At 46.1% G+C, this 20,166-nt stretch carries 20 protein-coding genes; 16 read left to right on the forward strand and 4 right to left on the reverse strand.

The genetic code is table 11. The features are described from left to right. Positions 1 to 151 precede the first annotated feature (151 nt). From AAE02nite_RS16690 to AAE02nite_RS16710, 5 genes are all read left to right on the forward strand, one after another. The gene (locus AAE02nite_RS16690; RefSeq protein ID WP_146900053.1) at positions 152 to 1,060 is read left to right on the forward strand and encodes an NAD(P)/FAD-dependent oxidoreductase; all 909 of its coding nucleotides are present in this window, start codon (positions 152 to 154) and stop codon (positions 1,058 to 1,060) included. A gap of 105 nt (positions 1,061 to 1,165) precedes the next feature. Further along, the gene (locus AAE02nite_RS16695) at positions 1,166 to 1,600 is read left to right on the forward strand and encodes a hypothetical protein (RefSeq protein WP_174761963.1); all 435 of its coding nucleotides are present in this window, start codon (positions 1,166 to 1,168) and stop codon (positions 1,598 to 1,600) included. A gap of 159 nt (positions 1,601 to 1,759) precedes the next feature. Further along, positions 1,760 to 2,071: a putative quinol monooxygenase gene (locus AAE02nite_RS16700; protein ID WP_146900056.1), complete on the forward strand. Its 312-nt coding sequence runs from the start codon at positions 1,760 to 1,762 to the stop codon at positions 2,069 to 2,071. A gap of 238 nt (positions 2,072 to 2,309) precedes the next feature. Beyond that, positions 2,310 to 2,879, forward strand: coding sequence for a glycosyl-4,4'-diaponeurosporenoate acyltransferase CrtO family protein (locus AAE02nite_RS16705; protein WP_146900059.1), 570 nt, complete (start codon positions 2,310 to 2,312; stop codon positions 2,877 to 2,879). Positions 2,880 to 3,026: 147 nt separating this feature from the next. Then, entirely contained in the window at positions 3,027 to 4,088 is a 1,062-nt protein-coding gene (locus AAE02nite_RS16710) for an NAD(P)H-dependent flavin oxidoreductase (protein ID WP_146900062.1), read from the forward strand. Between the two features lie 40 nt (positions 4,089 to 4,128). Here the strand turns inward: AAE02nite_RS16710 and AAE02nite_RS16715 are convergent, their stop codons facing one another. Both AAE02nite_RS16715 and AAE02nite_RS16720 read right to left on the reverse strand, forming a co-directional pair. Continuing rightward, on the reverse strand, positions 4,129 to 5,445 hold the full coding sequence (locus AAE02nite_RS16715) for a gluconate:H+ symporter (RefSeq protein WP_146900065.1): 1,317 nt from the start codon (positions 5,443 to 5,445) through the stop codon (positions 4,129 to 4,131). Between the two features lie 202 nt (positions 5,446 to 5,647). Further along, positions 5,648 to 7,168 carry a gluconokinase gene (locus AAE02nite_RS16720; protein WP_146900069.1) on the reverse strand — a complete coding sequence of 507 codons (1,521 nt, stop codon included), beginning with the start codon at positions 7,166 to 7,168 and terminating at the stop codon, positions 5,648 to 5,650. A 132-nt stretch (positions 7,169 to 7,300) separates the two neighbouring features. Between AAE02nite_RS16720 and AAE02nite_RS16725 the strand changes: the two genes are divergently transcribed. The 3 genes from AAE02nite_RS16725 to AAE02nite_RS16735 all read left to right on the forward strand — a co-directional run bounded on the left by AAE02nite_RS16725 (position 7,301) and on the right by AAE02nite_RS16735 (position 11,443). Beyond that, positions 7,301 to 8,524, forward strand: coding sequence for a nucleoside permease (locus AAE02nite_RS16725; protein ID WP_146900076.1), 1,224 nt, complete (start codon positions 7,301 to 7,303; stop codon positions 8,522 to 8,524). 439 nt (positions 8,525 to 8,963) lie between these two features. Continuing rightward, complete coding sequence (locus AAE02nite_RS16730; protein WP_146900079.1) at positions 8,964 to 10,265, forward strand: sugar MFS transporter; 1,302 nt, start codon at positions 8,964 to 8,966, stop codon at positions 10,263 to 10,265. Between the two features lie 104 nt (positions 10,266 to 10,369). After that, the gene (locus tag AAE02nite_RS16735) at positions 10,370 to 11,443 is read left to right on the forward strand and encodes a sialidase family protein (protein ID WP_146900082.1); all 1,074 of its coding nucleotides are present in this window, start codon (positions 10,370 to 10,372) and stop codon (positions 11,441 to 11,443) included. Between the two features lie 88 nt (positions 11,444 to 11,531). On the opposite strand, the gene AAE02nite_RS16740 is transcribed toward AAE02nite_RS16735, so the two are convergent. Both AAE02nite_RS16740 and AAE02nite_RS16745 read right to left on the reverse strand, forming a co-directional pair. Further along, a complete protein-coding gene (locus AAE02nite_RS16740; protein ID WP_146900087.1) occupies positions 11,532 to 12,251 on the reverse strand; it encodes a LytR/AlgR family response regulator transcription factor in 720 nt (239 codons plus the stop codon). 6 nt (positions 12,252 to 12,257) lie between these two features. Further along, positions 12,258 to 13,451 carry a sensor histidine kinase gene (locus tag AAE02nite_RS16745; protein WP_146900090.1) on the reverse strand — a complete coding sequence of 398 codons (1,194 nt, stop codon included), beginning with the start codon at positions 13,449 to 13,451 and terminating at the stop codon, positions 12,258 to 12,260. A 249-nt stretch (positions 13,452 to 13,700) separates the two neighbouring features. On the opposite strand from AAE02nite_RS16745, the gene AAE02nite_RS16750 reads away from it, so the two are divergent. From AAE02nite_RS16750 to AAE02nite_RS16785, 8 genes are all read left to right on the forward strand, one after another. Next, entirely contained in the window at positions 13,701 to 14,018 is a 318-nt protein-coding gene (locus tag AAE02nite_RS16750) for a hypothetical protein (RefSeq protein WP_146900093.1), read from the forward strand. A gap of 152 nt (positions 14,019 to 14,170) precedes the next feature. Then, entirely contained in the window at positions 14,171 to 15,157 is a 987-nt protein-coding gene (locus tag AAE02nite_RS16755) for a Gfo/Idh/MocA family protein (protein WP_146900097.1), read from the forward strand. A gap of 17 nt (positions 15,158 to 15,174) precedes the next feature. Then, complete coding sequence (locus AAE02nite_RS16760; protein WP_146900100.1) at positions 15,175 to 15,774, forward strand: hypothetical protein; 600 nt, start codon at positions 15,175 to 15,177, stop codon at positions 15,772 to 15,774. Positions 15,775 to 15,913: 139 nt separating this feature from the next. Continuing rightward, positions 15,914 to 16,315 carry a DUF1801 domain-containing protein gene (locus AAE02nite_RS16765; protein ID WP_146900103.1) on the forward strand — a complete coding sequence of 134 codons (402 nt, stop codon included), beginning with the start codon at positions 15,914 to 15,916 and terminating at the stop codon, positions 16,313 to 16,315. 186 nt (positions 16,316 to 16,501) lie between these two features. After that, positions 16,502 to 17,737, forward strand: coding sequence for an alginate lyase family protein (locus AAE02nite_RS16770; RefSeq protein WP_146900106.1), 1,236 nt, complete (start codon positions 16,502 to 16,504; stop codon positions 17,735 to 17,737). 89 nt (positions 17,738 to 17,826) lie between these two features. Continuing rightward, positions 17,827 to 18,696 carry an alpha/beta hydrolase gene (locus tag AAE02nite_RS16775; protein ID WP_146900109.1) on the forward strand — a complete coding sequence of 290 codons (870 nt, stop codon included), beginning with the start codon at positions 17,827 to 17,829 and terminating at the stop codon, positions 18,694 to 18,696. A 43-nt stretch (positions 18,697 to 18,739) separates the two neighbouring features. Beyond that, entirely contained in the window at positions 18,740 to 19,135 is a 396-nt protein-coding gene (locus tag AAE02nite_RS16780) for a VOC family protein (RefSeq protein WP_146900112.1), read from the forward strand. Continuing rightward, positions 19,132 to 19,833 carry a uracil-DNA glycosylase family protein gene (locus AAE02nite_RS16785; protein ID WP_146900115.1) on the forward strand — a complete coding sequence of 234 codons (702 nt, stop codon included), beginning with the start codon at positions 19,132 to 19,134 and terminating at the stop codon, positions 19,831 to 19,833. Before AAE02nite_RS16780 ends, AAE02nite_RS16785 begins: the two co-directional genes overlap by 4 nt. Positions 19,834 to 20,166 lie beyond the last annotated feature (333 nt).

Genomic DNA, 20,166 nt, shown 5'->3' on the forward strand with positions numbered 1-20,166 from the left:
GCGATTATATCGCATTAATAAAAAATAGTTTTACTTTTAATCAAATTTAAGGGCAGTACCTTCCCCTAGCTTCTGGTCACTGAAAGAGGAAGGTATTTATGGCCTTAATGATTCCGGGTGTATAATATTTGTTTATAAAAGTAGTAATTATATGAAAGACGATAAGGATTTTGAGGTAATCATTGTGGGAGGCAGTTATGCCGGCTTATCTGCCGCCATGGCTTTGGGGCGGGCCTTGCGGAAAGTGCTGGTAATTGACAGTGGCCAACCCTGTAACCGGCAAACCCCGCACTCGCATAATTTTTTAACGCAGGATGGTAAAACACCAGCCGAAATTGCCGGGCTGGCAAAAAAACAAGTGGAAGCTTATAAAACGGTACAATTCCGGTTTGACCGGGCAGTTAGTGCAAAAAAAACAGCAACCGGTTTTGAGATTAATACCCAAACCGGCAGCACGTATAGCGCCAGAAAATTAATATTAGCCACCGGCATTTACGATATCATGCCCAATATACCGGGCTTTGCCGAATGCTGGGGCATCTCGGTTATTCATTGCCCTTACTGCCACGGGTACGAAGTGAGAAATGAAAAGACCGGCATACTCGCCAACGGCGATAACGGTTTTGAACTGGCGAAACTTATTAATAACTGGACAAAAGACTTAACCTTATTTACCAACGGAAAATCGACGCTGACGGGAGAGCAGGCGGCAAAACTGGAGGAACATCACATAAAGGTAGTAGAAACCGAAATCAGCTATTTTTACCATAACGCCGGTCAAATCCAGCACCTTGTATTTCAAGACAAATCAAAAATGGCTATGAGGGCGGTTTATGCCCGGTTACCGTTTAAGCTGCACTCCGATATTCCGGTTGCTTTGGGTTGTGAACTGACCGAGCAAGGTTATATTAAGGTAGATATATTGCAACGGACAACCATTCCGGGAGTGGCGGCCTGCGGCGACCATACCATTTTGATGCGGTCGGTGGCCAACGCAGTTGCTTCGGGCGCTATGGCCGGTGCAGGTATAAACAAAGAATTAATAGAAGAAGAATTTTAAATTCTATTACCGGAAGACTAACGGAAAGAGAGGCTAAAATTGCCTGATGTAACCAGATTGTTGGGGCAGAATTATTAAATTGCTTTCTGGTAAGTACTGGAAACGATGAAAGAGCCAAATTACAATGGAGCCGAAACACACCCTTTATTTCCGAGTGGCGATTGGGAAGGCTTTTATACCTATGCCATGGGGCCGCAGGCCGATAAGCACCCCATGCAATTTATGCTTAATTTTAAAGCCAATGTAGTAGACGGCAGTGGCGCCGATGATGTAGGCGGTTTTGTCTGGAAAGGCCGCTACAATACGGGCCAATTGGAATGTACCATGACGAAATATTATAGCACGCACCAGGTACACTACCAGGGGCAGGTAGACGAAAATGGTATTTGGGGCTTATGGGAAATGGATTGGCTGAAAGGCGGTTTTCATATCTGGCCCAAAGCCAGTGCAGAAAACAAAGAAGCCGCCGCTATTGAAGCAAAAGAAGCTGTTATGGTTGAGAAAGTACCGGTGCTTGTGCCCAAAGAGCGTAAATTCTAAAGCTACAGAAGCCCAAGTTTAAATATTGCGCTCATAGCAATAAAATACATAAGCTGGTTGAAGCAATTGCTTAAACCAGCTTATGTATTTTGAGGATTGCAACTTTATTTAATTGTTTTTTCAAATCCTGAACGTTACTAATTTTAAATATATAATAACATGAATAAATACGGCTTGCACGGCAAATTAACGGCTACTACAGGAAACGGCGATAAACTAGCTACCATCTTATTGCAGGCTGCAGAACTGGTATCTACCGCGCCAGGCTGTCGTTTATATCTGGTTAGCAAGGACCAGCATGATGCGGAATCGGTTTGGGTAACGGAAGTCTGGGACAGCCAAGCAGACCACGATAATTCTTTAAATGTAGCCGGCGTAAAGGAATTAATATCGCAGGCCATGCCCCTGCTAAACGGAAGACCCGAGAAAGGCCAGGAACTCCAGGTGTTGGGTGGCGCTGGTATTAGGTAGTCTGAAAACAAAAGGGGCAGAAGTTTAGGCGCTGCTTTTGTCTGCCAAATAATTTATATATCCTGAGATTTAAAGTTACAGAAGTATTCACGGGATAATTTATCTACTTTATGGCGGCGGCTGTATATGGTAAATTCCAGCTGCTAGGCAGGTAACTAAAAAAGGGGGGGGCTGCTCGGCAAAATTGGTTCGATAGTTATAAATGCCCGACTATTGTTAATTCTGAAGAATAGAGAAAATGAAACCGGGGCAGCAACCAAATATCTGTAAGATAAAGTGGGCGGTTGCCGGGTATAATGCAGTTGCCAACGTGGTTTGGTCTGTACTTAATTTAACGCCGGCTTTTATTTTCTGCTACCGGTTTGTGCCGGCAACTTTGCTGTTAATTTTCTTAGCCACAAGCCTGCTTACCGCATTTCTGCCTAATTCATTTTTTTACCGGATGCAGCTAAGCAAAACAAAGAACATCTACCAAAAACTGGGAGTAGGATTTGTGAACAAATTCACCCAAAACGGCGAGATTATCAATAAATTAATCAGAAGAAGATTTCCGGAGTACAAAGTAGTTTCTACGGGCAAAAGATCTGTAAAAAAAGCACTGGGGCAAACATTTATGTTCGAGAAATTTCACTTTATATTATTCATGCTCTTTAGTTGCCTAACGGTTTATGCCTCTCTCAAAAATTATTATCTCTGGGCTTTTATCTTGCTTATCACGAACTTGCTATATAATATTTATCCTTGTTTGTTGCAGCAATATATCCGGCTGAGATTACTGGCGGCGGTAAAAAGGCATCACCTTGTATGATAGCAGCCAACAGCCGCATTTAAATTATACCTGATAATATATTAAGTAGCAGAATAGCATTACATATAACCTCGGCTTGTTCCGATAACTTAAAAATTAAAAAGTTATAAATGTATAACTTATCACTTATCACCTACTTAGCAGCGTATGGAATGGCAAAACGAAATAACCCGGCTTCTGAAAATAACTTACCCCGTAGTACAGGCGCCGATGCTGGGTACCACCACTCCTGAAATGGTAGCGGCTGTTTCTAACCAGGGCGGGCTGGGTTCGTTGCCGGTGGGTGGTTTAGCGCCGGCGCAAACTGCCGAACTGATTCGCCAGACAAAAGCCCTGGCAGAGCAGCCATTTGGCGTTAACTTGTTTGCCCACGCTATCCCGGATTTGGATCTGCCACAATTCGCGGCAATGCAGAATTTTCTAGCGAAACTTTGCGCCGATAACCAGATACCTTACCAAGAGGTGAATGTGCAGGCCTTGCGGTTTAATACTTACCACGAGCAGGTGCAGGTGCTGCTGGATGAAAATATTCCGGTGGTTAGTTTTACGTTTGGCGTTCTGGACGATGCAATTATTAAAGCGTTTAAAGATAAAGGAGTGGTACTGATTGGTACGGCTACTACCTTGCCCGAAGCCCTGTTACTGGAAGAAAAAGGAATAGACATTATTACGGTGCAGGGAATGGAAGCCGGCGGACACCGGGGTACTTTCCTGGAATACAATACATTGCCGCTTATTGGGCTACTATCTTTGGTACCACGAGTGGCCCAAGCTGTACGCCAACCTGTTTTGGCTGCCGGTGGCATTTATAACGGCAAAACCATAAAAGCTGCGTTGGTGCTGGGAGCCAAAGGGGTGCAGGTTGGTACGGCATTTATCTCCAGTCACGAGAGCAAAGCCATGTCGGCTTACAAAAAAGCACTCCAAACAGCCACCGATACCCAGAGTATCTTAACCAAATCATTATCCGGACGGTGGGCGCGGGGCCTCCGGAATAAACTGATTACCGAAATTGAAAAGGCAGGCATAAATATTCCGTCGTTTCCTTTTCAGACCAGCCTGACGGCCGGTATAAGAGCAGAGGCCCAAAAACAGAACAATAAAGAATTTACGGCTCTGTGGGCCGGGCAGTCCGCCGCCGCCGCCGAAGCCAAACCGGCGGCCGAAATATTTACGCAGCTTATTAAACAAACCGAAGAACTAAGCTGAAAATTGCGGAAAATTATTAGGTAAAAAGATTAATTCGGGATTAGATAACCATATTTAGAAGCAGTACCCCCAGCAAGCCCATTATCGAAACAATAGTTTCCATGATAGACCAGGTAGCGATGGTATCGGGAATACTCAGATTAAAATATTCTTTAAATATCCAGAAGCCGGGGTCGTTTACGTGCGAAAACATGAGGCTGCCGGCACCGGTGGCTAGTACCATTAGTTCGGGGCTGGCACCGGTGCTGGAAATAACGGGCAACGCAATACCGGCTGTGGTAATTGCCGCCACAGTGGCCGAGCCCAGGCAAATCCGCAGCAAAGCGGCAATACCCCAGGCCAATATTAACGGCGAAAGCGTCATGTCGCTGACCAGAGCGGTAATATAACTGCCTACCCCGCTGTCCACTAATATCTGTTTCAGGGCGCCACCACCGCCAATAATCAGTAATATCATGGCAATGCTACCAATAGAGCCCGATACGATGCTCATAATAGCATCCATTTTCATGCCCCGGTTCAGGCCCAAACTAAAAATTGCCAGCAGCACCGACAAAAGCAGGGCAATGGCCGGATCGCCGATAAAATCAAAGCCGCGGCGCAAAGGCGAGGTTTCGGGTAAGGTTAAACTGATGATGGTAGAAGCCGCCATGAGCAATACCGGAAACAAAGCTGTAAACACACTGTTGGCATAACCCGGCATTTCGGCTTCGGTAAAAACGCGGGGCGTGGCAAGGCCTGGGGGCGGCGAGGCTTTATATTTTTTAGTAAACCGGCTGAAAAACGGCCCCGCCACAATTATGGCCGGAATGGCAATGATAATGCCGTAGACCAAGGTCAGGCCAATATCGGCTTTATACAAAATGGCAATAGAAGTGGGGCCGGGGTGCGGCGGCAAATAACCGTGGGTAACCGAAAGTGCCGCCGCCATGGGCAAACCCACGTACAGCAACGGCAAACCCGTAGAAGCCGCAATACTAAATACCAGCGGAATTAAGAGCACGAAACCGGCATTATAAAACATGGGCAAGCCTACCAAAAAGCCCGTTAGCACTACCGCCCACTGAATATATTTAATCCCGAACTTTTTCATCAGGCTGTAGGTAATGCGCTGGGCAGCCCCACTCTCCGAAATTAAATTACCCAGCATCGCTCCAAAACCTAGAATCAGTGCCAGCGAACCCAGGGTGTCGCCTACGCCTTTCTGCACCGAAAGAATGGCGGCTTTGGCTGTCATACCCTCGGCTAAACCTAAACCCAGGGCCACCATAATCAGCGCCAGGAAAGCGTTAAGCCGGAAAACAATCATTAACAGCAATAACGTGAGTACAGCGGCAGCAACGAGTATCAGCGGCATAGGCTTTGTTTTTTGTTATAAATTGGTTAGGCCCGGGTAATTCCCGACTGTTTAATTTTTCCGATTTTTTACTAAGTATATTAATCAGCTCCTGGCTCCCTACTAAAAAGGAAACCAAAATAGATGGTGTGCGTCAGGCAACATATTTACAAAATCAATTTGAAAAACTGTGCTTAGGACTTAAGTGCTTACCGGCAAACTATCATTCTTTCGGCAAATTACCAATAGCGGCCAGTTGGTCTTTCAGCAAGGGATAGAGCTTTTCAAATATAGAAAAGTTCTGCATATACACCGCATGGTGGTCTGGGTTTGGTAAATATTCCTGCTGATGGGCACTGGGGTCTGGTAACTGCGTGGCAGCCGGAGTTAGGTGTAAGGCCTGTAAGCCCATAATGGCGGCTCCCCAGGCCGAGCTTTCGAAGGTATCGGCCAAAATTACTTTTTTATTAAAAATATCGGCTACCAACTGCACCCAAAACGGCGAACGGGCAAAGCCGCCGCTGGCGTAAATTACTTCTATGGAGCCGGTCGTTTCGGTGAGGGCCTGCCCCACCTGGTAAATACCAAACAGAATGCCTTCGAAAACGGCGCGCAGAAAATGAGCCCTGGTGTGGGTAATACTAACCCCGAAAAAAACACCACGGGCCTGCGCATCCCAAATGGGTGCCCGCTCACCGAGCAGGTAGGGTAAAAAAAGCAGACCCTCGCAGCCGGCTGGTACGGTGGCGGCCTCTTTGCTCAGAATATCATAGGGGTCTACCCCCAATTTCGCTGCTTCGGCTTTTTCAGCTTCGGCAAAGTTATCGCGGAACCACCGCAAAATAATGCCGCCATTGTTTACCGGTCCGCCTACTATGTATTGGTTGGGTGCTAAAATATAACTGAATAAACGTTGGTGCGGATCGGCAGCCGGTTGGGGAGCAGTTACCCGGATAGCGCCGCTGGTACCAATGGTTAAAGCCGCCTGACCCGGTGCAATGGCGCCCGTACCCAAATTAGCCAGGCAGCCATCGCTGGCCCCTATAATAAAAGGTACGTTCGGCGACAAACCAGTAAGTGTAGCATATTCCGGGGGCAAACCAGCCACCTGGTAAAAAGGGTTTACTGGCTCTGATAATTGGGTTGCGCTAATACCGGCAGCAGCCAGGGCCGGTTTGTACCAGGTTTGGGTATAAATATCGAACAAGCCGGTAGCCGAAGCAATGGAATAATCTATCTTAAACTGCCCGAAAAATTTAAACCACACATATTCTTTAATCGAAATAAATTTATGGGTCTGCTGAAGCAGTTCGGGTTGGTGCTGCCGGAACCAGAGGAGTTTACACAGCGGCGACATCGGGTGAATGGGCGTGCCGGTATGGTGGTAAATATTCAAGCCGGTGGGCGTCGCCCGTAAAGCATCGGCTTCCACCTGGCTGCGGTTATCGGCCCAAATCAGGCAATTGGTTAGAGGCTTGCCCTGCGCATCAATGGCAATAAGGCTGTGCATGGCGCTGCTAAAACTAATACCCGCCGGGGTGGCTCCGTTAAGCTGACTGGTGCTTTTCTGTAAAGTAAGCAGTACGGCCCGGAAAACCTCATCTGGGTCCTGCTCGCTGTAATTTGGCTCTGGGTTCAGAATAGCATAGCCCTGGTAAGCCGAAGAAAGTACTTTGCCCTGCTCATCGAAAGCAATGGCCTTGGTGCTGGAGGTGCCAATATCTAACCCGATAATTACCGGCATATAAAGTTCGTGTGAGATTAGAAGAAAACTAAACCGGGGAAATTTAAGGAATTATCGGCGATAAAAAATAACTACGGCTTTTTGTTGGCGCGGTAAAATATTTTAGATTGTAGGCTGAATATTCCTTCGCCTATGAAAACCCGCATTCGTTTGCAGCTTTCGGTTATGATGTTCCTGGAGTTTTTTATCTGGGGCGCCTGGTTTGTAACCTTGGGTACTTTTTTGCTCAACAACCTTAAAACCAGCGCTACGCAGGTAGGGGTAGCTTTTTTAACCCAATCCATCGGGGCCATTCTGGCGCCGTTTATTATTGGCCTGATTGCCGACCGGTTTTTCTCGGCGCAATACATCCTGGGCATTCTGCACCTGATTGGGGCGGCGTTGCTCTGGAGTGCCTCCTCTGTTACAGATTTCGATAGCTTTTACCCGCTTATTCTGGTTTACATGATTTTGTATATGCCCACGCTGGCGCTGGTTAATTCGGTATCGTTCCGGCAAATGCAGGAGCCGGGCAAAGAATTTCCGCCAATCAGGGTACTGGGCACCATTGGCTGGATTGTGGCGGGCTTTACCATTGGCTGGCTAAACTGGGAACAGAACGGCTCTTTGGACCTTACATTTAAAATGGCTGCTATTGCCTCGGCGGTGCTGGGCGTGTTCAGTTTTACCTTGCCGGCCACCCCGCCGGTAAAAAAAGGCGGCAAAGCTTCTTTGTCGGATATTTTAGGGTTAGATGCCCTGGGCCTGTTAAAAAACCGGTCTTACTTGTTGTTTTTCTTGTCGTCGGTGGCTATTTGTATTCCGCTAGCTTTTTATTACAACTTTACCAATCCGTTTTTAAACGAATTGGGCATGAGCTCGGCGGCAGCCAAGCAATCTTTTGGGCAAGTATCGGAGTTGCTGTTTATGTTGCTGATGCCGGCCTTTTTTGCGCGGTTAGGCGTTAAAAAAATGCTGGCGTTGGGCATGTTTGCCTGGGTACTGCGCTATATATTATTTGCTTTCGGCGATACCGCCGGCAACTACTGGATGCTGATTATAGGAATTGTGCTGCACGGCATTTGCTACGACTTTTTCTTTGTAACCGGGCAGATTTATACCGATAAGCTGGCCGGCGAGCGGTTTAAAAGTGCGGCCCAAGGCTTAATTACGTTGGCTACTTACGGCGTAGGTATGCTAATCGGCTCACTTATTTCGGGCGTTATAGTAGATAAATGGCAATTGCCGGCGGGCGGACACAACTGGCAAATCATCTGGCTCATTCCGGCGGCTATAGCGGCTGTGGTAGTAGTGCTCTTTCTGCTGCTTTTCCAGGATAAGAACAAACACCAGCCGGCAACAGCGGTTAACGCTTGATTTTTAAGAACCAGAAAGGAATATTTCCCGGCTGCTCATTATTCATTTTTATTACCGGATATTTTGTTGGAAAAATTAACTCCGGCCGGTTGTTTGTTTATGGTTTCAGAAGTTGTAAAGCCGTGCTGTTTGGTTATTAACGAGGGCATCAGGTAGGTATTTACCTAAATAAAAAGCAGGTTTCTGCTCCTTCGGTTGAAATTTTGTAAAAGCCTTAAAAAAGCGACTCAGAAGGGTTGTAAACTTTTTGCGTGTACGGGCACACAGTTCTTAAAATTTTAATTTGTATATTATTTAATTCTGATTAAGTTTGAAAAGGTATGCCGCCGGCTTATAAAATTGCCAGGAAATTAGTCTGGTTCTTTGCTTTAATATTGCAGGCTGCGGGGCTACCCTTAAAATCAAAAGCTTTCATTATCCTTAAAATCACCTGCATCACATGACAAAAGTTTCTGCATCAAAATCTGCAGCCCCGGTTACGGCAGTGGCCAGTAGTAGTTCCAATAAGCCCATCTTTATTATTGGCGCGCTGTTTTTCGTTTTTGGTTTTGTAACCTGGCTTAACTCTGTACTCATTCCTTATCTCAAAATTGCGTGCGAATTAAATAATTTTGAGTCTTACCTGGTAGCATTTGCTTTTTACATAGCCTACCTGGTAATGGCTATTCCGTCGGCCTGGGTGTTAAAAGCCACGGGTTTTAAAAGGGGAATGTCGGTGGGACTGCTGGTAATGGGTGTGGGCGCATTGGTTTTTATTCCGGCTGCCATGACCCGGACGTATGGCTTATTTTTATTAGGCCTCTTTATTCAGGGAACCGGCTTAGCGGTGCTGCAAACGGCCGCTAACCCGTACATCACCATCCTGGGGCCCCGCGAAAGCGCCGCCAAACGCATTAGTGTAATGGGTATTTGTAATAAAGTGGCTGGCGCCATTGCTCCTATCGTTCTGGGAGCCATTGCGCTGAAAGATGCTGATGCCTTGGTGGAAAGATTGAGTACCATGAGCTTGGTGCAGAAAGCGGCCGAGTTAGATTTACTGGCTTCCCGCGTTATTACGCCATATATTATTATGATTGTGGTGTTGGTAATACTCGCAATGATTGTTTATAAATCTTCTTTACCCGAGATAGATACCGACCAGGAAGATGAAACCGTAGCCGCCGCTAACACAAATAAAAAGAGCATTCTGCAGTTTCCGCACCTGATTATGGGAACCGTGGCTATGTTTTTTTATGTGGGCGTAGAGGTAATGGCCGGCGATACCGTTATTAGTTATGGCGCCTCGCAAGGCATCGAATTATCTACGGCTAAATTCTTTACCACCTGTACCCTGGTGGCTATGATTGTGGGTTACTTTATTGGCATTATTACCATTCCGAAGTTTATTACCCAAGAGAAAGCACTAAAAATATCAGCTATATTGGGCATTATAATGGCCTTGGCTGCCATTTTTACTGATGGCTTTGTATCTGTGTTATTCATTTCTCTACTAGGACTGGCCAATTCCTTGGTTTTCCCGGCTATCTGGCCCTTAGCTATTGCCGATTTGGGAAGGTTTACTAAAATAGGATCCTCTTTCTTAATTATGGCTATTGCGGGTGGTGCGGTTATACCGTTGCTGTATGGCTATCTGGCCGATAAAATTAATCCGCAGCAGGCTTACTGGATTATGGTGCCTTGTTATTTATTTATCTGGTACTATGCTGTAGCCGGCCACAAAATGCGGAGCAAAGCGGCTTAAAAAATTATTTTGTAAAAGTTATACAAACCCGGGTTAGTTTCACCCGGGTTTGCTGTTTTTACGCTATACACTTTTGGTAGTATATAATTTCTGAAAGTATAAACATGAAAAAGTTAGTAGTAATAGCAGCCGTGTTGCTGGTTATTTGGGGTCAGGTAGCCTTTAACCAGGCTCAATCACCCACCGAATCCACTATTGGGGCTGGTAAACAGCCCGATGTTTGTGTAGATACTAAAGGTCAGATTAAAATTGTTTTTGGCCAGGCCGATAACTTGTATTATGTGACTTCCGCGGATAATGGAAAATCTTTTACTCAGCCGGTAAAAATAGCCACGTTGCCTAAGCTGGCGAGTGCCAGCAGCCGGGGAGCCAAGATTGCTGTTACCCCTAATTATACGGTAATCGCGGCAGCTACCTTTGCTGGCAATATTTATGCCCTTCGTATGCCCCATAAAACGGGTAAATGGAGTGCTCCTGCCAAAATAAACGATGTAGATACCGTGGCCAAAGAAGGTTTTGTGGGACTGGCGGCCGGTAAAGAAGACCGGGTTTATACTGTATGGCTCGATTTACGGAACGACCGCAAGAATAAAATTTATGGTGCTGCTTCGGAAAACGGTGGTCAAAGCTGGACGGCAAATAAATTATTATATCGTTCGCCGGATAAATCGGTTTGTGAGTGCTGCCGGCCAACCATTGTCGCCGATGTAAAAGGCAATGTGCATGTAATGTTCCGGAACTGGCTTAATGGTTCACGGGATATGTACTTGCTAAGTTCTGCTGATAATGGCCGGAACTTTAAAAAAGTACAGAAATTAGGCATAGGAACCTGGCCACTGAATGCCTGCCCCATGGACGGCGGCGACCTGGCCGTGGATGCCAATGGTAAAATAAATACGGTTTGGCGGCGCGATAAGGAAATATTTACGGCGCTGCCGGGTTTACCAGAAAAAAAGTTAAGTGAAGGCAGAACTCCGGTATTAATAGAAACAGTGCAAGGTCCAGCGGTAGCCTGGCAGCAAAACGGCGAAATATTATTGCAGCGTTCCGGCAGTTTATCGGTGCAAAATATAGGCAAAGGCGCTTACCCGGCCTTGGCAGCCTTACCGGGCGGTAAAAGTGCCGTATGCGCCTGGGAACGCGATGGGCAGGTACTGGTTAAAGTAGTGCCACTTTAACCAATATACCAACAGAAGGTATGTTAAATTTTATCTGTATACCCCCGCTATTACAGCCGGGGTATACGAATGTTCTTGTCCAGGAGAGTTAAGCCACCCGTACCAGTACCCGCTCTACATCTTGTTTAAAATGACGGCCGATGGGTAGTTCTTTACCGGCTACATCTACGTGGGTCGGCGAAAACGAATCTATTTTATCGAGGGCTACAATAAAAGAACGGTGAATCCGCAGAAAGCCGTCTTCGGGCAACATTTCTTCTAAAGAAGTGATGGTTTGTTTGGAGATAATTTGTTTGCTGGCGGTAACAATGCGCACGTAATCTTTTAGGCTTTCAATGTAGTGAATATCGTCGACCATTACTTTAACCATTTTACGGTCTACCCGGAAGTATAAAAACCGGTCGGAAACAGTTTGGTTACTCGGCACGGGCGGCAGACTATTAATGAGGGGCACCTCGGGACGGCAAACCTTTTGTACGGCCCGCATAAACCGCTCAAGCGAAATAGGTTTAAGCAAATAATCAACGGCATCCAGTTCAAAGCCGTCCAGGGCGTATTCGCGGTAAGCCGTGGTAAATATTATTTTGGGCGGATTGCGGAGGGTTCTGACAAAATCGGTCCCCAACATTTGCGGCATTCGGATATCCAGAAACATCAGGTCTATGGGCTGGCTCTGCAATATTTCGAAAGCCTGCATGGCGTTGTGGCATTGAGCGGCTACCTCCAGCATGGGTACATGGGCAATATGAGATCGTAAAACAGTCAGGGCTGGTGGTTCATCGTCAACGAGCAGGCAGCGGATCTTCATGGTATTCTAAGCAGTTAATTCAGTAGCAGGTTTTACTAAAATTTTGGGTGACATAACGGAAGTGGCAGGTTCTACCAGCGAACCAACAGCATCGAGGTCCATGCTTAAAGACACCAGGTAAGTTTCTGCTTCCATTATAGTTTTTAATTCGTAACGGCCCGGATAAAGCAGTTCGAGGCGTTTACGAACATTCTCGAGGCCAATGCCATGGGCGACCAGTTCCGGCTCGCTGATAAATAGCGGCGAAGGAGGTACGGCGTTAATTAATTTAAATTTGAGTTTGTTTTCCTGAATCGATAAATCCAGGCTAATCCAGGCTTGGTCCAGCTCTTCGCTGGCGCCGTGTTTAAAGCTGTTTTCGAGGAAGGGCAGCAGAATAAGCGGCGCAATAATTTTACCTTCCAGGCAGCCTTTAATATTTACCGATAAATCCAAACGTTCGCCGTACCGCAGTTCTTCCAACTGAATATAATCCTGAATAAGCTTTATTTCTTTTACCAACGGTACTTTCTGCACATCGCACTCATAAAGCATGTAACGCAGCAAGCCGGCCAGTTTTAGCACTACTTCGGGGGCCTGCCCCGATTTAGTAAGCGTAAGCGAATATAAATTATTTAGGGTATTAAATAAAAAGTGCGGATGCACCTGGGCTTTGAGTAATTTTAATTCGGCTTTCAGTTTTTCGCGTTCCAGGGATTGCGCCATTTGGTTTTTCAGGTACCAGTGCTTACCCAGTTTTATAAAGCCAGCAAAGCCCGCTACCGTAGAACCGCCTCGTAAACCCGCCAACATGGCTGAATAAAATTGGCTGCTGGGCGTAGGCAGGTCTAGCGAAACCCGGAAAGGCACTACCACAGTAACCGTAACCAGGTAAGAAACCAGCGCTTCTAAAAACAGCGACCCCGCCAGAATAGCCAGGAAAGCCAGGTATTTTTCTTTAAACAGAAAGCGCGGAATTAGACCATACATAATAATATAACTCAGCAGCATGTGGCCGGGCAAAAAAGCAATTGCCTCGAAAAACGACAAAGCATAAGAGTTAATTAAAATGAGATTACCGTTGGCATCGGTTGCAGCCGGCCGGCTACCATAAATTAGCGTAAAGAAAATTACGCATACTGACCAGAACAAAATGTGCCGGCTCAGACGATATCGGCGTTCGTCTGAAAAGATGAAGTTGTACCGGGTAAAGGGCGACATGCAGCAGGGGATTGGTTTTATAAATATGCGTAATTTACAAAATTAAGGTCTAATAATCCAATATATAATTCTTTTGTAGACAAACTACCGAATTTAATACCTAAACGGAAAAATTCCTATATAGAAGCTGTTTAGTTGCCTCAATGTGTTGATTGACCGGAGCAAATGCACGTTCGGCGAATATAAGCGCATACGCTTTTTAAAAAGGTTATATTTAGTTATAAGCACCGGCCTTAAATATACCTGACTATGAAAAACATCTTAAAAATAATATGGCTGACCCTGGTACTCGGGGTTTGCGTTATAACCGGTACTTTTGCGCAGCAGCCTGCCGGGCAAAACTACTGGGTAGTAGAAACCAATCTAAAGCAGCGCGACTACTCTATTGTGCGGTTTTATAACCGCCATAACGAATTAATTTACGAAGAAAAACTGAACAATATTTACCTGAATATTTCGCGGCCCCGGCACGTAAAAAAATTAAACCTGGCACTTGGTCAAGTAGCCGGAAAGCAATTTGCAGCGGTAAGTTCGCAAAAAATAGTTTCGGGTTATTACCGGCGGTAACGGGTAAATAAAGACTTATTCATTTTAAAAGCGGCGGATTTAAGTCTTCCGCTTTTTTATGCCAGCCTAAATATTGCCTGGTTTCTGGCGTTCGGTTTGGGTATTCGGCAAAGGTTTAGGATATTACCCCGGTATTCTAAACCAGATTGTTTATGCAGGAAATCCGTTGGGGCATTATTGGTTGCGGCGATGTAACAGAAAAGAAAAGCGGCCCCGCTTTCTCAAAAATCCCCCAATCCAGGTTAGTGGCAGTTATGCGGCGCGATGCCGCCAAAGCCGCCGACTACGCTCGCCGCCACCAGGTACCCCGCTGGTACGCCAACGCCGATGAGTTAATTAATGACCCCGAAGTAAACGCCGTATATATTGCCACCCCACCGGGCTCCCACCTGGAATATACTTTAAAAGTAGCCGCCGCCGGCAAACCGGTTTACGTAGAAAAACCCATGGCCCTGAATTATGACCAGTGCCGGCAAATGATAGATGCTTGTGCGCAGGTCCGGGTACCGCTTTTTGTGGCTTATTACCGCCGGGGGCAGGCTATATTCCGGAAGGTGAAAGAACTGGTAACTACCGGCGCTATTGGGGCAGTACGCCTGGTAAATATTAGGTTATACCACCCGCCCAAACCCGATTTAGATGCGAATGAATTGCCTTGGCGCGTACAACCCGAAATATCGGGCGGCGGCCTCTTTTTTGATTTGGCTTCGCACCAGCTCGATTTAATGGATTTTTTCTTTGGGCCGATAACCCAGGTACAGGGCCTCAAAGCGAATCAGGCAGGTTTATACCCCGCCGAAGATATTGTAACCGCCAACTTCTCTTTTGCCTCCGGAGTACAAGGTAGTGGGCTGTGGTGTTTTACCGTTGCCGAAAGTGCCCGCACCGACCAGACCGAAATAATTGGCAGTACCGGCCGTATTACCTATTCTACCTTCGATTCCGATATTATTACCCTAGAAACCGCAGCCGGAAAACAGGAAATGCAGATACCATACCCTGAGCACGTGCAGCAGCCATTAATTCAGGAGATGGTTGCGGAATTATTAGGGCAAGGTACGTGCCCGAGCACCGGCGAATCGGCGGCCCGCACTGCGCAGGTAATGGATAAAATAACAGCAACCCGCGAAAAGCATTAAACTTAATCTTTATAGGAATGGAAGCCTCCGAAAGAAACCAAACGCCTGCTGCTGTACCTTTGCCCAAGGAGTTTTACAGTTATGCCACCGGCGAGCCGTTCGATACCTGTGTTATCTGCAACACTTATTTGCTTTTACCCGGTACGCAGTACATGATCGAGAAAGCCATTATCCGGTACCCCAATACCCAAGTTACCGATGTGGCCTTTGAATATGCCATGTGCTTGCCTTGTTCCGAAAAAATGCGCCAAAGTATGTCTAAAGAATCGCTGGCCCGCATCGAAAGCTATTTTATGGCGCACGCCGATTTAACCCACCGGCAGGAATTATTAGCTCGCCCCGGAGAGCCGGACCCCCTGGAATATATTAGCACCTGCCTGCTGAAAAATACCGCTATTGCCGACGAAACCGAATACCAGCTAATCGCCCACTGCGACGGGACCAATATGGTCGTTGGCCTGGCGCCTTACATGATTAGCGGCCGCGCTGCCGATGAACTATCGGAGCTTTTATCGGCCCAAACCAAAGAAGTACTGGATGATTTTATAGACGAGCATTTTGGTTTGCCTCCCGAGCTAAAAGCTTTAATTAAAGAAAAAAATCTGCTGTTGCTGTAAGCGGAGAGCTGCCGTATTTTCATTTTTGTGATACATAAAAAATATCCTGCCTTTAACAGCAGCGTTAATGTTCCGGGATGGTTGGTCGTAAAAATTAAGGATAGGTAACATCAGAATATTCGAACAAGAATAGCGCAAAATGCCAGACCAAGTAATTAAGTTAAACGGTGAAGTAACTGAGTTTCTGGACAACTTAAATCATCCGTTTAGAAAAGAGATTGAACAACTGCGGATTATAATTCTGAACGCCAACCCAGACATTAAAGAAGGTATCAAATGGAACGGACCTAATTATTCCTTTAACAGTGAGGACCGCATAACCATGCGAATCCAACCGCCGAAACAAATCCAGTTAATATTTCACCGGGGAGCAAAGGTTAAGGAGCAACCAAAAGGTAAACTTATAACCGATGATTCCGGATTATTAACCTGGAAAGAAAATGACCGGGCTGTTGCAACACTCGGTAATTTGGCAGATATTGAAAATAGAAAACCAGACCTATCCAGAATTGTTAATGATTGGATAAAAGCAACCTCCTAGGTAAGTCAATAAATTAAATTTTGTATTTTAAAATTTAAAAGAAGCACGCCTCCTGTTTTAAGAGGAATAAGGGTGGTAAATTTCTCAATCAACTATTACTTTAAATATTTCCGACCACTTTCTAAAAAGCAGCTGTCGGTTAGCAATAGTACAAAACCATTGCTTAGCCTTAATTTCTAAATATTTATGCTATTCCCAAAACGCTTTACGCTTGTACGTTGGTTAATCCTTTTTCTATTTGCTTTTACAATACCAGCAGCGGCTTTCCCGCAACCAACCCAGAAACCCCGCCTTTTTATTCTGGAACCGGCCGCCCTGGAACTTGCGGCTAAAAAATTAAAAGCCGGTGATGCCGCCACTACTCAGGCATATAGGAAGCTGATTGCCGAGGCCAATAAAGCCTTGCAAAGCGGTCCGTTTACTGTAATGCACAAGCAAACCCTGCCACCCAGCCAAGATAAACACGATTACATGAGCGTCGGGCCTTACTGGTGGCCTGATCCGCAGAAAGCCGATGGCCTACCTTATATCCGGCGCGACGGCGAGGTAAACCCAGACCGGTATAAAAATGGCGATAACGACGAATTGAAAAAGATGCAGGAAGCCGTTCTTAGTTTAGCTTATGCTTATTATTTCAGCCAGAACGAAAAATACGCAACGCACGCGGCCAGCTTAATCCGCACCTGGTTCCTCGACGAGGCTACCCGCATGAATCCTAATTTAAATTTCGGACAGGCCATTCCGGGTATTACCAAAGGCCGGGGCATTGGCATTATAGATACCCACCACCTGCCGTACCTGGTAGATGCGGTGGGCTTACTGGCCGGCGCCAAAGCCTGGACCAGAGCCGATCAGCAGGGGCTGGAAAAATGGTTTGGTGAATTCCTGGTTTGGCTCCAAAAGAGTCCGCTGGGCATAGACGAGGCCGATGAGCATAACAACCACGGTACCTGGTACGATGTGCAACTGGCCTCTTTCGCGCTTTTCTCGGGAAATAAACCGTTAGCCAAAAAAGTTTTGGAAGAAGTAAAAATCAAGCGCATTGCTACGCAAATGAAACTCGACGGTTCGCAGCCGCACGAACTGGCCCGTACGCTTTCTTTTAACTACAGCGTTATGAATCTGCAGGCTTTTTTCGATTTAGCCTCGTTGGGGCAGCACGTGGGCGTAGACTTATGGCAATATACAACCCCGGATGGTAAAGGTATCCGGCCCGCCCTAGATTACTTTTTGCCTTTTCTGAACGGCGAAAAAAAGTGGCCGCATAAACAAATAAAAGAAATTAATTATAGTGCTTTATTGCCCTTGCTGCTGGAAGCCACCCGGCAATACCAAAATCCGCGCTATGCTGCTGCCATAACCAAAATTCCCGAGGCGGCCATGGGTGGCAGCGTAGCGTTTTTGCTCACCCCGGCTAATTAATAGCGGGTAAACCTAAATTTGGGATTAAAAACTTATCTGCTTAACATTACCCTTACTAACCTTTTACCGGCATACGTTTTTAGCAAAACATGAAATTCTTAAAAAATACCTTTTCCCTTTTCTGCTTTTTAATTTCATTCACCTCGCTGGCAGCCAAGGTCGATACGTTAACCATCCAAAGTGCCGCCATGGGCAAGACTCTGCGGGCGGGCGTAGTGGTGCCGCAATCGTATAAAAAAGCAAAAACCGGCTTGCCGGTATTGTATTTACTGCACGGCTACAGCGGCAATTTTCGCGACTGGCTCACCAAAACACCCGACAAGCAATTGCTACATCGCCTGGCCGATAAATACAACCTGATTATTGTAACGCCCGATGGCGGCTTCAGCAGTTGGTATCTCGATAGCCCTCTGGACAAAAAAACGCAATTCGAAACGTTTATTACGAAAGAATTAGTAGACCGCGTAGATAATGATTACCGTACGATTAAATCCCGCGACGGCCGGTTTATTTCGGGTTTGAGCATGGGCGGCCACGGCGCTTTGTACTTGTCGGCGCGGCATCCGCAGCTTTATAGTGCTGCCGGCAGCATGAGCGGGGCCCTGGATATATCGGGCATGGAAGCCAAAAACCTGAACCAAAGCATCGAAAAATTACTCGGCCCCAAAGAACAGAACCTGGATAAGTTTAAAGCCAACTCGGTGGTGTATATGGCCGATATTCTGAAGGCAAATGACGTTAAAATATTAATCGACTGCGGCGTGGACGATTTTCTGATTGAGAGCAACCGTGAACTGCACCGCCGGTTAGTGTATAACAAAACGCCCCACGAATACATTGAGCGACCCGGGGCCCACACCTGGCCTTACTGGGGCTATGCCCTGGAATACCACTTGTTGTTTTACCAGAAAGTAAGAGAAGGCAACAGCCCGCTGCCACCCGTATCGGCCAGCAAGTAATTTTTAAAAGGTAAAATATTCATCATCATTAAACCAGCTAGTTATGTTTCAAGGGTTAAGAACCGTAATATACCACGTGCCCGATTTGGCCAAAGCCAAGGCCTGGTACAGCGCCGCCTTAAATATATTGCCTTATTTTGATGAGCCTTTTTACGTCGGCTTTAACGTGGGAGGCTTTGAACTGGGTCTCGATCCGGATCCAACCAACGTAACTACAGGCAGCAATGTAGAAGCCTACTGGGGCGTACGCAATATAGACGAAGCCTACAAAAGTTTAATCGAAAAAGGAGCCCAGGAACACAAACCGGTTCGGGAAGTGGGCGGCGAAATTTACGTAGCCACGTTGCTGGACCCATTTGGCAATATTTTTGGCATTATTCAAAACCCGCATTTCGGCCAGGTTTCGGAAGAAACCGGTGAACTTTCCCATTTAGCATGACAGAATCCTTTGCCGATAAAGTAATCCGGTTTAATAAAAATCTGAATTTTACCGGGGTATTGCCGCCGGGCATCAATATTATGAATCCGTTCCGGGAAGACGAGAAAATTATTCCCATATCATCTGCCTTCTACCACAAGTTTTACCACGATACCAATTCCCGCCATTTGATCCTGGGCATTAATCCGGGCCGGTTTGGCGGCGGCGTTACGGGCGTACCGTTCACCGATTCGAAGCGGTTAAAAAACGAGTGTGGTATTGCCTATACCGGTAAAGAAACGCACGAGCCTTCGTCGGTTTTTGTGTACGATGTTATTCATGCTTACGGCGGCCCGGCGGCATTTTACCAGAAGTTTTACATTAATTCTATTTGTCCGCTCGGCTTTACGGCTACAGGCAAGAACGGTAAAGAAGTAAATTACAATTACTACGATAGCCGCGAACTCACCGCCGCCGTGTACGACTTTATTATTCAAAGCATCCGCCAGCAAATTTCCTTTGGCATTAACACCAATGTTTGTTTTTGCTTTGGCACCGGTAAAAACGAGAAATTCCTGCGGCAACTCAACGCGGAGCAAAAGTTTTTCGAAAAGATTGTGGCCTTAGAGCACCCCCGGTTTGTAATGCAGTACAAGGCCCGCACCAAAAGCATTTACATAGATAAGTACCTAGCCGCTTTTCATAAAGCAACTTTATAGTGGCTTCATTTATGTATTATTGGTCCGGCTTAGGTATTTCAACATAAAATATTCTCCTGTGGCATTACGGTAAAGGCTTGGGGAAAATAAAAAGCAAATAAGACTTAAGTAGCGAAAATATTCTTGAAATCTAATTTGCTGTAGCGGTACTTTAATTGAAATAGGTTTTGTATTTCGGCTGCTTTTTCTTTTGTTTTTACCTATAAATACTTACTTTTAAAGAATAAAATATCTTGATTTAACCTTCTGTAAGAAGAAAAAGATGGCTAATAATAATTCGCGTCGTATGGCTCTAAAGAAAATTGCCGGTACTGCGGCTGCTGTAGCAGTGGG

The sequence above is a fragment of the Adhaeribacter aerolatus genome (genome assembly GCF_007991635.1).
Lineage (GTDB): Bacteria > Bacteroidota > Bacteroidia > Cytophagales > Hymenobacteraceae > Adhaeribacter > Adhaeribacter aerolatus.

Excerpts from the sequence above, each read along its gene's own strand:
- AAE02nite_RS16690 (WP_146900053.1), top strand. The coding sequence starts at position 152 with ATGAAAGACGATAAGGATTTTGAGGTAATCATTGTGGGAGGCAGTTAT.
- AAE02nite_RS16695 (WP_174761963.1), top strand. The coding sequence starts at position 1,166 with ATGAAAGAGCCAAATTACAATGGAGCCGAAACACACCCTTTATTTCCG.
- AAE02nite_RS16700 (WP_146900056.1), top strand. The coding sequence starts at position 1,760 with ATGAATAAATACGGCTTGCACGGCAAATTAACGGCTACTACAGGAAAC.
- AAE02nite_RS16705 (WP_146900059.1), top strand. The coding sequence starts at position 2,310 with ATGAAACCGGGGCAGCAACCAAATATCTGTAAGATAAAGTGGGCGGTT.
- AAE02nite_RS16710 (WP_146900062.1), top strand. The coding sequence starts at position 3,027 with ATGGAATGGCAAAACGAAATAACCCGGCTTCTGAAAATAACTTACCCC.
- AAE02nite_RS16715 (WP_146900065.1), bottom strand. The coding sequence starts at position 5,445 with ATGCCGCTGATACTCGTTGCTGCCGCTGTACTCACGTTATTGCTGTTA.
- AAE02nite_RS16720 (WP_146900069.1), bottom strand. The coding sequence starts at position 7,168 with ATGCCGGTAATTATCGGGTTAGATATTGGCACCTCCAGCACCAAGGCC.
- AAE02nite_RS16725 (WP_146900076.1), top strand. The coding sequence starts at position 7,301 with ATGAAAACCCGCATTCGTTTGCAGCTTTCGGTTATGATGTTCCTGGAG.
- AAE02nite_RS16730 (WP_146900079.1), top strand. The coding sequence starts at position 8,964 with ATGACAAAAGTTTCTGCATCAAAATCTGCAGCCCCGGTTACGGCAGTG.
- AAE02nite_RS16735 (WP_146900082.1), top strand. The coding sequence starts at position 10,370 with ATGAAAAAGTTAGTAGTAATAGCAGCCGTGTTGCTGGTTATTTGGGGT.
- AAE02nite_RS16740 (WP_146900087.1), bottom strand. The coding sequence starts at position 12,251 with ATGAAGATCCGCTGCCTGCTCGTTGACGATGAACCACCAGCCCTGACT.
- AAE02nite_RS16745 (WP_146900090.1), bottom strand. The coding sequence starts at position 13,451 with ATGTCGCCCTTTACCCGGTACAACTTCATCTTTTCAGACGAACGCCGA.
- AAE02nite_RS16750 (WP_146900093.1), top strand. The coding sequence starts at position 13,701 with ATGAAAAACATCTTAAAAATAATATGGCTGACCCTGGTACTCGGGGTT.
- AAE02nite_RS16755 (WP_146900097.1), top strand. The coding sequence starts at position 14,171 with ATGCAGGAAATCCGTTGGGGCATTATTGGTTGCGGCGATGTAACAGAA.
- AAE02nite_RS16760 (WP_146900100.1), top strand. The coding sequence starts at position 15,175 with ATGGAAGCCTCCGAAAGAAACCAAACGCCTGCTGCTGTACCTTTGCCC.
- AAE02nite_RS16765 (WP_146900103.1), top strand. The coding sequence starts at position 15,914 with ATGCCAGACCAAGTAATTAAGTTAAACGGTGAAGTAACTGAGTTTCTG.
- AAE02nite_RS16770 (WP_146900106.1), top strand. The coding sequence starts at position 16,502 with ATGCTATTCCCAAAACGCTTTACGCTTGTACGTTGGTTAATCCTTTTT.
- AAE02nite_RS16775 (WP_146900109.1), top strand. The coding sequence starts at position 17,827 with ATGAAATTCTTAAAAAATACCTTTTCCCTTTTCTGCTTTTTAATTTCA.
- AAE02nite_RS16780 (WP_146900112.1), top strand. The coding sequence starts at position 18,740 with ATGTTTCAAGGGTTAAGAACCGTAATATACCACGTGCCCGATTTGGCC.
- AAE02nite_RS16785 (WP_146900115.1), top strand. The coding sequence starts at position 19,132 with ATGACAGAATCCTTTGCCGATAAAGTAATCCGGTTTAATAAAAATCTG.